The sequence below is a fragment of the Paenibacillus lignilyticus genome, assembly GCF_017942085.1.
Classification (GTDB): domain Bacteria; phylum Bacillota; class Bacilli; order Paenibacillales; family Paenibacillaceae; genus Paenibacillus_Z; species Paenibacillus_Z lignilyticus.
This window is the reverse complement of the sequence record NZ_JAGKSP010000017.1, coordinates 54,282-67,177: the sequence shown is the minus strand read 5'-3', so window position 1 is coordinate 67,177 and position 12,896 is coordinate 54,282. Positions and strand designations below refer to the sequence as shown.

Here is a 12,896-nt window from a genome sequence, read left to right as displayed (position 1 = left end):
AATGTGCAAAAAGTGGTAAATGGTTCAGAGTCGGTCGAAGCAAGTTACGTGGGCAGTTATTATTATCCGGTCACTTCTCATGAGGATGAGGCGGACTTGTGTGGGATGGAAATGCGCTCGTTATTCGGTTGTGAGCCAAATCATGGTTGTGTGATTAGCGATAAAAATATAGATTCGGGCAGAAGCCCTTTTATCCGTGGAAAGCTGGCCGTTATGCTTCTGGCCGATGATCCTGCCGGCATTGCTGCGCAGGTTGCCGATGCTGTCCGACTTGATGGCGATACGTTCAAGATCATGTTTGTCGGGGGAGGCGATGAGCGCGAGTCGTTCGATTTCGACCGCCAGCGGGCCATTGAGAAGGAGATCGGCTGGCAGATCGTTGGCAAAGCGGAGATGCGGCGGCCGGATCGGTTATTCGGCGTAGCCTATGCGGAGGGGCGCTACCTGTTCGGGGAGTATGAGAAAAGCGAGGCGCTGTGGCTAAAGTATAACGACAAACCGCAGCCGTATTCCACCGCGCTAAGCACGCGCGTAGCCCGGGCGGTTGTCAATATTGCTGCGCCGACAACGGAGGAGCGCGTCATTGATCCTTGCTGCGGGATCGGCACGGTTATCATCGAAGCGTTGTCGATGGGCATCTCCATCGTCGGCTTCGATAATAACCCGCTGGCGCTGAAGGGAGCCCGTATTAATCTGGCTCACTTCGGCATGCCGGACGTGGTCAAGCTGGCGGATATGACGACGCTGGAACCGAGAGAGCTTACTTTGGCAGCGGATGAAGGCGCAGCGTCGGCCGGCTGGCGAGCCTTCGATTCGGCGATCCTCGATCTGCCTTACAATCTGTGCTCGAAGCTGCCATCAGCCGAGCGAATGGCTATGCTCCGCAGTGCGGGACGCTTGGCAGACCGCGTCATCATCGTCACGACGGAGCTCATCGACGACGACATCGCAGAAGCCGGCTTCACCATCACCGACCGCTGCATCGTCCGCAAGGGTAAGTTCGAGCGACAAGTAATCGCCTGCCGCGGGGAGTAGCTCGGGCGGGTTACAATGTAGGGGCGGTTGTCGGAGTAACTATTAGAGTGGCAGGAGCTAACGCTAATTAGTAAAGAGTGGCTCTCAGGGCAACACATGAGCGGGGAAATGGTGAGTTTAGAGAAAGAGTAGCTCTGAAGGCAACTCATTGGCGGGGAAATGGTGAGTTTAGAGAAAGAGTAGCTCCCTGAGCAACACATGGTGTGGGGAATGGTGAGTTTAGAGTAGCTAATAATTACAAAAAGCCCATCAGGAGGTCTACATGGAGGCTGAGGCATTGAATTCCGTGCTAGAAGCTCGTCCAGAGGTCTACATAGAAGCCGAAATAGTGAATTTCGTGCAAAAAGCACACCTAGAGGTCTACACGGAAACTGAGGCTGCAAATTTACGTACAGAAGCCTGCACGGAGAGTAGTATTCCATAGCAGCACAATGGCGGGAGAACGACGGATGAAGTAGGAACAGCTAAGTTAGTTGAGAGCGGCCCGTGGAGTAACATTGGGTGGGTATGAGAGGTACGAGTTACCGCTCATGCGCCACAGATGGTGGATATCGGCTAAAGAGAGGTACGAGTTACTTCTCATGCGAGAGGTACGAGTTACCGCTCATACGCCGCAAATAGTGGATATTAGCTAAAGAGAGGTCATTAGTAACGCTCTTTAGCCCGGCAGCACGGGGCGAGCCAAATCAGCCGGCTAGCCACTATGAAGAAGGGCCAAACATCCTACGGATGTTTGGCCCTTCTTCGCACATGCCGATCCTTACCCGCTGTAGCCGATCTTCAGCAGCAGCTCCATCTTCCCGCCGGCCTCCAGCATCGGGAGCTCGTCCCTGCTGACCAGCTCGCCGTTCAGCGCCATCCATGGTTCGACGCAGACGAACGGGGATCCGTTCACTTGCCACAGCACCACGTACTTGAACGCATCGCTGTAAGACAATGCAACGGTTCCACGGCCATCGGGGCCGGGGAACGTAATGGAACGCGCAGCAGCATCAAGCAAAGCGACGGATTCTTTCAAGCCATCAAGTGAGATCGCGCCGTCGATGGATTTAACCTCATTGTCGTTATAATCCAAATAACGCGTCGCATCTGTTCCATACACCAAGTCCTTCGATTCGGAGCGGAAGTACGGGTGGAATCCCGCATAGAACGGCATCGCGGAGTCCGACAGGTTGCTGTACGTCTGGCGGATTTGCAGCTCGCCTTCAACAAGCGCATAGGTAAACAACAGCTCGAACTGCCATGGATACTCGGCCAGCGTACCTTCGCTGCTGCGTAAACGTACCGTTACAGCGGCTTCTCCGGCATCGGAGTCGGCAACAACTTCCCAAGCGCGGTTGCGCGCGACACCGTGATTTCGCATCGAATACAACGTGCCGTTCCATTCATATTGCCCACCGGGCAGTTGGCCGCAAATGGGGAAAAGAATCGGATTACCGCCGCGGATATTCGCCTCCGGATCCAGGTAGGTCGCTTTATCGAGATAGAACAGCTCCTCACCGCCAAGAATGCAGCTGGTTGCAATGGCACCTCGCTCCGGACAGATCGTAACCGAAGAATTCGTAACGGAATCCGTTAATGTATATAGCCTATATGTTTCATCGTGATGTGATTTCACTTCATAGCGATTCTGACTCATGTCGGAAGCCTCCCAAGTATGGTTATATGCGAACAAGCATACCATATTGCGGCAGTGGACAAAAACCCGGCGACGGTTCCTAAGGGCGAACAACTATTTTTCCAACGCTATATTGCATAAATGAATAGTGAGCGATATACTATAGCAGCAGGGACTTTTTTTTCGACCAGCTATTCTACAATGATGAATACTTAACGATATGGTATAGGGGCGTTGACTATGAATGTACAGTTTAAGAAAGGCGTACTCGATTTGTGCGTTCTTGCGTTAACTGCTTGGGAGGACCGATATGGGTACGAGCTGGCGGTCACCATGTCCGCGAAGTTCGAGGTCGCCGTCGGCAGTGTGTATCCGCTGCTCAGCCGCTTGACGCAGGAGGGTTATTTTTCAACCTATCTCAAAGAATCAACAGAAGGACCGCCGCGAAAATATTACAAGCTCACGCCCAAAGGGCATACGCATCTCATGGGACTAATCAGTGAATGGCGGACATTCTCCGTCGCAGTCGATGAATTGATTAAGGAAGGTGTCGAACGATGATCAGAGAGCAGTATTTGGGACAGCTGTGGGAGCTGCTTTCTCCCGTACCGGAGCCGCTTCGCAGGGAATGGATGTACGATTATGAAGAGCATTTTCGCATGGCAGCCGAGCATGGACGTTCGGAAGTGGAAGCTGCCAATGAGCTTGGCGACCCGCGGCTGATTGCGAAGGAGCTGATGCTCAATTATCGCGTCGATCAAGCGTCGAATAAGAGCGGAAGCATCACGCTCGTATCACGGGCGGTACTCGCTGCGGTCAGCTTAGGTTTCTTCAATCTCGTTTTCGTGCTGGGACCTTATGTCGCGCTGCTCGGTGTGCTTGTGGCGATATGGGCGACGGCCATTGGCATCGGGCTCTCCTCGGTTATGGCGATCTATGAAGGCGCATTTGGCGGCGGAATCACGCTTCTGCAAGGAACCTTCCTCTCCATGGTGCTGATTGCGCTCGGAATGCTGATCGGCGCAGGCGCGCACTGGTTGACGCGGGCTTTTGCCAAGATGACTTTAAGTTACTTGAAATTTAATTCCAGAGTGATAAGGGTGAAAAAAGGATGAGAAATTGGATCGTTGTCGCGTTGATACTGCTCGTGGTCGGTTTGATCGGCGCCTTCGGCACGTTCCGTAAAGACGGAGCGCTCTCCTTCGGAACGGAGAAGGTAGCCCAAGAGCAGACAGTAGCCGGAGATGGCATTGAAGAGGTGGAGATTCATACCGGCAGCTTGGATCTGACTGTCGTTCCGAGCTCGAGTAATGAAGTGAAAGCAGAGCTCACAGGCCGTGCCAGCAAGAAATACCGGGATAAACTGAAGCTGCAGCTTGAGAAAGAGGGGAATGTCCTTCGGGTATCCGTGGAGGACGGAGTCGGCTTTGCAATTGGCATCAACATTCGCAATTTGGATCTGCGGCTGGAGCTGCCGGAGCAGCAGTATCGGAAACTGATGCTTGATGCGGGCAGCGGTGACATTGATATTGCGCAGCTGAATGCGGATCATATTGATCTTCATTCGGGTTCAGGGGATATGACGCTCAAGAAGCTGAATTCGCAATCCATAGAAGCTGAGATCAGCAGCGGCAACATGAGTTTTGCTGATGTTACGGCAGCGGATCTCATCGCCGTGGATGCAGGCTCAGGCAATGTATCTACGGAAGGCGTAAAGGCGAAGAAGATTACGGTTGATGTCGGCAGCGGGGATGTCGAGTTAGAAGATGCCGTCGCAGAGCTTCAGATCGAAACAAACAGCGGTGATATCGACTTGATTCTGAAAGCACTCGAACAGCCTGCCGAGCTGGAGACCGGCAGCGGTGACGTATCCATCCTGACCGACGAACAGCCGGCATCGGCGCGCATTACGTTCAGTCACGGCTCGGGCGACCTCGACAATGAATGGGATGGTGGAGAGCAATCGACGGACAAGGATGATCGCGACGTGCTCCTCTTCGGCAGTGGATCCATTCCGCTGCATATTCATACAGGATCCGGCGATTTAACGGTTGGCGCTAAGTAAACATGTAATAGGGTTCCATTTGCTTATTTGAGCAAGCGGGACCCTATTTTTTTTGTTTCCGCGGAATTACAGTTTTATTGTCGAAAAACCGATATTCTGAAAGAAGGATAATAGACCTATTAGGCAGAAGTCATATCCTAGTGCTTCCCAGCATAAACTTCGTTGTTTATGAACAGGGGGAGATGTGAATGGTAGAATCGCCGGATTTGCCGCTGCTGCCCTATCGCGTAATTGGTGGGGTGAAGTGCTTTGAATTGTTCGCCGGTGTGGTTCAGCAGGAGCTTCTGCCAGGAGTATTTATGCAAGGTTATGGATATAACGGGTCTATTCCGGGGCCGACCATCGTCGTGGAGCCGGGAGATTTCGTACAAATTCGGGTCATTAACAACTTGCCGGAGCCGACGAGTGTTCATTGGCATGGGCTTGACGTGCCGAACACGATGGATGGCGTACCGCCGTTCGAGCCATCGCCGCTCATACAGCCGGGATTCGGATTAGATTACCGGTTTCGGATTGTTAATCCGCCCGGCACCCATATGTATCACAGCCATTATGAATCCATACGGCAAGAAATGATGGGACTTGGCGGGCTGTTCATCATTCGAAATCGACAGGAGAAGCAAGTCACCAGAGACTTTGCCTATATGCTTCAGGAGTTTCATTTGGACGGCCTTCCCAAAGGGGAGCTTCAGCCGGGTAGCTATGCCGTCGATCCAATGTCGGACGCATTTAATTTCTTTACGATGAATGGACGCTGCTTTCCGAATACTTCTCCGCTTCATGTGCGATTGGGGGACTGTGTCCGGATTCGACTGGCTAATTTGGGGATGCAAGGGCATCCCATGCATCTTCATGGCGTGCAGATGCTGGAGACCGCTTATGACGGTAATGAAGTACCGCCGTGGAACCGACTTCGCAAAAACACGGTATTCGTTGCGCCGGGCGAGACGCGAGATATTCAGTTCGGTGCATGGAATCCGGGCCGCTGGCCGTTTCATTGCCATATCCCGCATCATACCTCGAATAATTTTACGCTGCCGGCCGGCGGGATGTTTACGACCATTCAAGTCGGCGACTGATTTGCGTACCTTGAGAGGCAGAACTAAGAGAAGGAGCTTAAACCCATGCAGATGAAAGAAAAATCCGCCATCGGACCGATTCTGGGCGCCCTCCTGCCGATTTTATTTTTTGAAGGGCTGCGCTCTTCGAAAACGCTGGATATTTCCGTCGAGGCGCCTGAGGGGCATTTTCAAATTGTAACGCTTGTGGCTGCGCTGGCCATAGTGGCCGCGATTGCGGTTGGTATTGCCGGACATCGTCTGCGGAATATCAAAGTAGGGTTCATGTCGCTTGCGTATGTATCGCTGGCCGGTATATTCGTCTTACATGGGCTGACCACGCCGGGATTCATCATTCATGCCGGGCATTTGCCGAGTGTGTTAGCGCAGCTTAGCGTATTGATTACCTCCGTGTGGCTGTTCTTGTCATCCGTATCCACCGATCGATTTATTATTAGACAGCTCTCCAAAATACGAATGTGGCTCATTCCGGCGTGGCTGATGCTGCTTGGTTTTATTTTCTTACTGGCGCTGCAACAGCCGCATCTCATAGATGATATTCCGCTTAATTTAGATCCATACAAATGGATCGCCTCGTCGATTACTTGTATAACTTGCGTGTGGACGATGTATCGGTATTGGCAATCGTACAGAAATGCGGGATTCCCGCTGCAGCGCGCCATTGTCTATAGTGTCGGGCTCATTATCGCGGCACAATATATCATTGTTATGGGCACGTCTTGGAAACTGAGCTGGTGGCTCTATCATGTATTGCTATTATTCTCTATGGTCATCATGCTGGTTGGACTGCTGCGCCAGTATTTCTCGCAAGGCTCCTTCAGCAATTCGCTGAAGGTATTGTTTCAATCCGATCCGCGCGCTTGGCTGGAAGCATGCAAGACGCCAAGCGTTCAAGCGCTTATTATGGCAACGGAGGCGCGCGATGCCTATACGGCCGGTCATAATAATCGCGTAGCGTTGTATGCGCTCCGGCTTGGCGAGGAGATGGATCTCAATAAGCATCAGCTGCGTGCTATTGCGCAAGGCGGCGTGGTGCATGACGTAGGGAAACTGAGAGTGCCGGATGCCGTCTTGAACAAAGCAGGGAAGCTTACGCCGGAGGAGCGTCTTGTTATCGAACGGCATCCGGTTTCCGGTTATGATATGTGCAAGCGGCTCGGGTTTCTGAAAGACGAGCTGTCGGTCATCCGTTCTCACCATGAGAAATGGGATGGAACCGGATATCCGGATCGGCTGAGCGGCGAGAACATCCCGCTGCTGGCACGTATTACTGCGATCGCGGACGTTTATGATGCGCTGACTTCTTCACGCTCTTACCGCCAGGCAATGACGCATGAGGAAGCGATGAACATTATTATCCAAGGCAGCGGAGCTCACTTCGATCCGGCCTGTGTCAAAGCATGGCGGCGTCTGGCTGCTGCGGATGCGAAATTTTTCGAAGAGATCGCGGCAAACAGCCGCAGCTTGAAGCTCGTACATAAAGCGGCACAATTATGAGATAAGAGGAGATCCTTAAACGGGATCTCCTTTTTCAGGCTGCCCGTGAAAGTCTCCGGCTGTGTCACAACCGTTAGAGTTGGAAAGCGACAAAATACGCAGAAAAGCGGAGATCCCATGGATCTCCGCTTTTGGGTATTAAGGCCATATATCTTGCGGCGTCACGTTCAGCTTGGATGCAATGAGCATCGCGGTTTGCCGCTGCGGCTTGCCGATCTTGCCATTGCGAAGCTTCGAAATCGTTTGCAGCGATATTCCGGTTTCAATGGATAGCTGCTGAGCCGACATATAACTGCGCGCCATCAGCACTTTTAACGTAACAGAAGGGTCGATAGCCTCCGAAATCGTTTGGACATCCGTCACAATAAAACCGAAGTGCTTCAGTACACCATCGCCGCTATAGAAGGGACGGAAGGTGATATGCAGCTCCAGCTGGGCGGTGTTGGCGGCCAGCTTGGTTTGTACGACAATGCGGTCCATCCGATTGTGAAGAGCTGCTTGCTCCAGTGCGTAGAAGAGACGGTCGCGATCATGGTTATTGAAGAATTCATGCAGAGATTCTTGTTCGATGCGGAAGAGGCGGCCATACAGCGGCGCAGAATCATGCTGATAATAGCGCTCTATGACATAACGATCGTTTAATATGCCGGAGAACATGACTTTCTTCGAGCTGCTCATCGTGTCGATCCAGGTCTTGGCCGTAATATCTTCGGCTGTGAGCAGGTAAGCCGGTTCTTCCGTATCCTTAACGGCTTCCCAGGTGAGGAGCAGACGCTGCGGCTCATCGGGCTTCGGCCGATCTAACAGTACCGTTTCAGAACTAATGGAGGTGAGCAGATTGTTATTGTTCCAAGCCGAAAACAGTCTGCTTGGCGGCAAGCCCGCCAGTTCTGCTTCAGAGCAGCCTACAAGATTGGAGAAGGCCTTGTTTGCTCTGTTAAACCGTATGTCGTCACCCCGTCCTACGACAACAGCTAATGGCGTTCGTATGGTATGAAATATAGCGGTCAATAGTGTCACTTTGGCTATCCCTCGCAATCGGCTTTGGCTGTTGAGTGCATCTACAATCTATCGAATGTAAACGCAATCCATTCGTCGTTTATAGAACAGTATAAGAGTGGAAAACTGAATTATCAACTGATTATTTATAAGTTATTATGATTATTTATGAATATTTTTATTATTCGGTCTACCTTATATCATCCATGCAGATCTTGCAATGCTACAAATATCAACAAAAATGCAAATTCGGGAACTTTCCAAATGAAGCATTTTCACTCATAATAATACATAGACTTGCATCATTGTATTTACATCGAGAGGGCGAATTCGAATGCAGAATTGTACCGTTAATGAATGTGACAAACCGGTGAAGGCGAAGAACATGTGCTCCATGCATCATCAGCGCTGGCGCAGACACGGAGATCCGGTCGTGACCAAGGTCCGTCAATCCGCGGAGCCAACCCTGTGCAAGTGGGTGAAATGCCAGAAGTCGTCGATCAGTAAAGGATACTGCTCCAAACATTACTACATTCATCGTGTGCAAGTATTGCAAATGCAAACAAACTCCTAGGCTTTATCGAACTGAAACGCTATCCTGATCTATGAAGCTATTTCCTCTCAAGGTATAATAGGGAAAATGACTACCTTGTTCCTTACTGGAGGGCTTAGATTGGGAAGTTTCTCATTGCGAACCAAAGTGCTTGTCCTTATCCTCGTTGTGACCTCTGGCGCTCTGACAATTGTCGGCTACGGCAATTACTCAGCAGCCCAGCATACCATTATGGAAGCGCTTATCGAGAAGGCCAATACGAAGGTTCAAAATACAGCTAACAATTTGTCTTCTTGGATCGATACCCGCCGAGCAGAGGTAGAAGTGATGAGCCGAACCGACCAGGTTCGCTTCGGCGCGAATTTTGAACGAGAAGCTTACTTCTGGAATGAGACGCGCAGAACGGGTTCGCCGTTCGAGACGATCGGTTACGCCGATCCAAGCGGTAAAGCGCTGCTGAGCGACGGAAGAATCATCGAATTAGCGAATGATCCCTCCTTTCCTATAGCCATGAGCGGTCGTGTCGTCGTGACGGATCCGATGACAAACGGCAGCACGAAGAGCAAAATCATTGTGATCCAAGTTCCGGTATACGGGACGACCAACGAGGTTATTGGCATTATTTACGCCTCCTTGCTCGCAGAACGTATGTACAGTGAACATTTAAATATTCGGGTTGGGACCACCGACAGATTATTCATGTATAACGATAAGGCAGAAATCATCGAAGCGCCTAAGGAGAGCGGGCTGCTTGACTTGGCTTCGAAATCGATCCTGTCCGAAGAGCTGCCATTCCAGCCGGCTGCGCTGGATATGCTCGTTAATGATAAGGGTTATTTTGAGCTGGATGGGCAATCCGGCTCCTCCATTTTGTTTTTCTCCGCTGTAAAAGGTACATCCTGGCATATTGGATTAAACGTATCCCTATCCGAAATTAGGCAGCCGCTGGAAGCCATTAAGTGGCGTTCGGTTCTCTCTATTGTCATTGCGGAGGCCATGCTGACGATTCTCTTCTTCTTGTTCTCCGATCATATCATCAGACGGATTAAACGCGTAATCAATGTAACGGAAGCGGCCGCTGCCGGTCGATTCGACGTGAATAACGTACTGGATGACAGCGGGGATGAGATCTCGCAGCTGTCGCATTCGGTCAACGAAATGAAGGTGCAGCTGAGCGGCATGTTCGGCCGCATGGATGCGATGATTAACCAGAATCAATTCGCCTTCATTGTGCTTGACGATCAATATCGCGTTACTTACTTCAGTAAGGCGGCGGAGCTGATGCTGGGGTACAAGGCGGAAGAGGTCATTAATAAAGCGACGGGATTGCTGTTTATTGATCCGGCGGATATTCAGCGCGAGGCTGAGCGGCTGTCCGGTCGTCACGGCTACCCGGTCCCGGCTGATATTACGGTTTTCGAAATGCTTCGATCGGAGCGCTTCTCCTATGAACGGGAGTGGAATTATCTGCGCAAAGACGGAACCAGCTTCCCGGTTGCCCACAGCTCGAATGGGATGAGGGACCGAGAGGGCAAGTTTATCGGAGTGGCTGCGATTGCCCGCGATATTACGATGCAGAAGCAAGCAGAGAAGGCGCGAAACAGACAGTTCAAGGTGATGGGGGCTGCGAAGGACCTTATCGCGATGTTCGATGATCAAGGCCGTCTGCTCTATATTAATGCGGCGGGGCGCACGCTCCTTGGCATCCATAAATCCTATAATGACAATGATGAAATGCCGATGCGCACCATTGGCGAGCTGCTGCAAGGCATCGAAGATGCCCAAGCATACGGCTACCAGGAGGACGAGGTACTGCTGAGGACGGTGCAAGGGGAGTTCATTCCGGTTTCCAAGATCCTAGTCGTTCACCGTGACGATGAGACGGGTGAAACCTTCTATTCTTGTATTGCGCGTGATATCTCGGAGCATAAACGGGTACAGTTCGAGCTTGAGCACGCAAGGCGCGAGGCGGAGAGCGCCAACTTGGCCAAGAGCCATTTCTTAGCGCAAATCAGCCATGAGATCAGAACTCCGCTGGCAGGCATCATCGGTTTAACCGGACTGCTGCAGAAGACGGAGCTGACGGCCTTGCAGCTGGATTATCTGCATAAGACGCGGGATTCCTCCGAAGCGCTGCTCTCGATTATTAACGATATTTTGGACTTTGCTAAAGTCGAGGCCGGCAAGATCGAGCTGAACGAAATGCCGTTTGACCCGTACAGTATGATCCATAAGCTGACGGAGCTGCTGAGCATGTTCGTAGGCGGCAAGGAACGATTCCAATTCATTATCGATACACCGAGTGACCTGCCGGAGCAATTGATCGGAGACTGGCTGCGAATCGAGCAGGTGCTGCTGAACTTATGTGTGAATGCGATCAAATTCACGGAGCATGGGCATGTCAAGCTGCAGGTGCAATTGCATCCGCGCGGGCGTTTAGAGAAGAATGTGCGCCTGGCCTTCCTCGTGGAAGATACAGGAATCGGCATGACGGAGGAGCAGCTTTCCAAGCTGTTTAAACCGTTTGTGCAAGCGGATGCCGCCACGAATCGCAAATACGGCGGAACGGGCCTTGGCCTGGTCATCGTGAAGCGTTTGGTGGAACTGATGGGCGGCACCATTCAAGTGAAGAGTGAGATCGGCAAAGGCAGTCAGTTTACCTTTACGATTGAGCTTCCTGTAGCGGAGGAGCGGCAGCAAGGCCGATTCTTGCTGGGACAAGGCGGGGAGTATTCCGTCTGGGTTGTTGAGGACTACGAGCTGCTGAGTCAGCGAATATGCGTTGGACTCGAAGATTGCGGGGTGACGCCAATCACACTCGCTTCATGGAAAACGGCTCAGGAGAGGCTTCTTCGTTCAGGTATCGGCGTTCGGCCTTTCGCGTTGCTGCTTGATTTTGAAATGCCCGATATGTACGGGGAAGAAACGTGGCACAACATGCATGAAACGGCAAGGGATGCCGGGGTTAAAACGATTGCGCTTACGACGGCATACGGCCGCGAAGAGCTTCTGAAGCTGCCGGTAGAGAAACGTCCGGATACCATTCTTGTGAAGCCGGCCACTCGGGTAAGTCTCTATCAATCGCTATTGACGTTGTTTGAGCATACAGAACGGGTTGTGACGACGGCTAATGCCGAGGTGGCTGCTGCCGTTGTCGAGAAGCCGAAGCGGCCAAGCGGGGCAATTCTGCTTGCCGAGGATAATGATATCAATCAGCTCGTTGCAGTGGAACAGCTGCGCGAATGGGGTTTTACGGTGGATGTGGCGGAGACGGGTACCGAAGTGCTTCGCAAACTAACCTCCAGACGCTATGATCTCATACTTATGGACATCCATATGCCGGAAATGGACGGCGATGAGGCGGCGCGGATTATTCGCCTGGACTCGAAGTACGATCGGCTGCCGATAGTGGCGCTTACGGCGAATATTATGCAGGAGGACCATGACCGGTATATGCAGCTGGGCATGAATGATGTGCTGACGAAGCCGATTCCTCCGGATGCACTGCTGCAGATCATATCGAAGTGGATTCGATACGGAGGGGAACTGCGTGTCGAGCCGACCAAGACGAAGTCCAGAGACCGTGATGCCGTCGGTGCTGTTTACGTGCCCGTGCAATCGCTTGATGACGAATGGCTGCACAAGGGGATACCGGGCCTTCAGCTGGAAGAAGCACTTCAGCGGGTGAATGGGAAGCGAGATATTTTGAACCATATGTTAAAGCTGTTTGTGAAGGATTACGTAAGTTTCGACGAGCGGCTGCATGAAGCGCTGACGAACGGGGATTTCACGCTGGCCCGCCGGATGGCGCATACGCTCAAAGGAGTCGCGGGTAATTTGTCGGCAATCAAGCTGGCCAAAGCCGCGCAAGAGCTTGAGCAGCTGCTCAAAGTACCGGAAGAATTACTGGAAATTGAGACGGTGTACAAAGCCGCTGCAGAAGTGAATGACGTTCTGAAAGAGCTTATTTCTCATTTGTCAGATTTGACAGAATTCGACAATATAACCTAACAAAATTCTAACAATCTATTGTTGGGTTGATCTTCCTAT

Annotated in this window: 10 protein-coding genes; 8 read left to right on the top strand and 2 right to left on the bottom strand. The window is 51.7% G+C overall.

Annotated features, from left to right (window positions below):
* The first annotated feature begins 3 nt into the window (after window positions 1–3).
* Window positions 4–1,035, top strand: coding sequence for a TRM11 family SAM-dependent methyltransferase (locus I8J30_RS27035; RefSeq protein WP_338044962.1), 1,032 nt, complete (start codon window positions 4–6; stop codon window positions 1,033–1,035).
* Window positions 1,036–1,795: 760 nt separating this feature from the next.
* On the opposite strand, the gene I8J30_RS27030 is transcribed toward I8J30_RS27035, so the two are convergent.
* Window positions 1,796–2,674 (bottom strand): aldose epimerase family protein, encoded by an 879-nt coding sequence (locus tag I8J30_RS27030; RefSeq protein ID WP_210663466.1) that lies wholly within the window; start codon window positions 2,672–2,674, stop codon window positions 1,796–1,798.
* A gap of 219 nt (window positions 2,675–2,893) precedes the next feature.
* Here I8J30_RS27030 and I8J30_RS27025 point away from each other — a divergent pair, with 219 nt between their 5' ends.
* The 5 genes from I8J30_RS27025 (at window position 2,894) to I8J30_RS27005 (ending at window position 7,294) form a co-directional block, all read left to right on the top strand.
* Window positions 2,894–3,214: a PadR family transcriptional regulator gene (locus tag I8J30_RS27025; protein ID WP_090978661.1), complete on the top strand. Its 321-nt coding sequence runs from the start codon at window positions 2,894–2,896 to the stop codon at window positions 3,212–3,214.
* A complete protein-coding gene (locus I8J30_RS27020) occupies window positions 3,211–3,768 on the top strand; it encodes an HAAS signaling domain-containing protein (RefSeq protein WP_210663464.1) in 558 nt (185 codons plus the stop codon). The genes I8J30_RS27025 and I8J30_RS27020 overlap by 4 nt, the downstream gene beginning before the upstream one ends.
* Entirely contained in the window at window positions 3,765–4,718 is a 954-nt protein-coding gene (locus I8J30_RS27015) for a DUF4097 family beta strand repeat-containing protein (protein WP_210663462.1), read from the top strand. Before I8J30_RS27020 ends, I8J30_RS27015 begins: the two co-directional genes overlap by 4 nt.
* A gap of 188 nt (window positions 4,719–4,906) precedes the next feature.
* Window positions 4,907–5,797 carry a multicopper oxidase family protein gene (locus I8J30_RS27010; protein WP_210663460.1) on the top strand — a complete coding sequence of 297 codons (891 nt, stop codon included), beginning with the start codon at window positions 4,907–4,909 and terminating at the stop codon, window positions 5,795–5,797.
* 45 nt (window positions 5,798–5,842) lie between these two features.
* On the top strand, window positions 5,843–7,294 hold the full coding sequence (locus I8J30_RS27005; RefSeq protein WP_240548415.1) for an HD-GYP domain-containing protein: 1,452 nt from the start codon (window positions 5,843–5,845) through the stop codon (window positions 7,292–7,294).
* Window positions 7,295–7,432: 138 nt separating this feature from the next.
* Here the strand turns inward: I8J30_RS27005 and I8J30_RS27000 are convergent, their stop codons facing one another.
* Window positions 7,433–8,314, bottom strand: a complete 882-nt coding sequence (locus I8J30_RS27000) for a helix-turn-helix domain-containing protein (protein ID WP_210663458.1) — start codon at window positions 8,312–8,314, stop codon at window positions 7,433–7,435.
* Window positions 8,315–8,627: 313 nt separating this feature from the next.
* Between I8J30_RS27000 and I8J30_RS26995 the strand changes: the two genes are divergently transcribed.
* Complete coding sequence (locus tag I8J30_RS26995) at window positions 8,628–8,867, top strand: hypothetical protein (protein WP_210663456.1); 240 nt, start codon at window positions 8,628–8,630, stop codon at window positions 8,865–8,867.
* 99 nt (window positions 8,868–8,966) lie between these two features.
* Window positions 8,967–12,857 carry a response regulator gene (locus tag I8J30_RS26990; RefSeq protein WP_210663455.1) on the top strand — a complete coding sequence of 1,297 codons (3,891 nt, stop codon included), beginning with the start codon at window positions 8,967–8,969 and terminating at the stop codon, window positions 12,855–12,857.
* Window positions 12,858–12,896 lie beyond the last annotated feature (39 nt).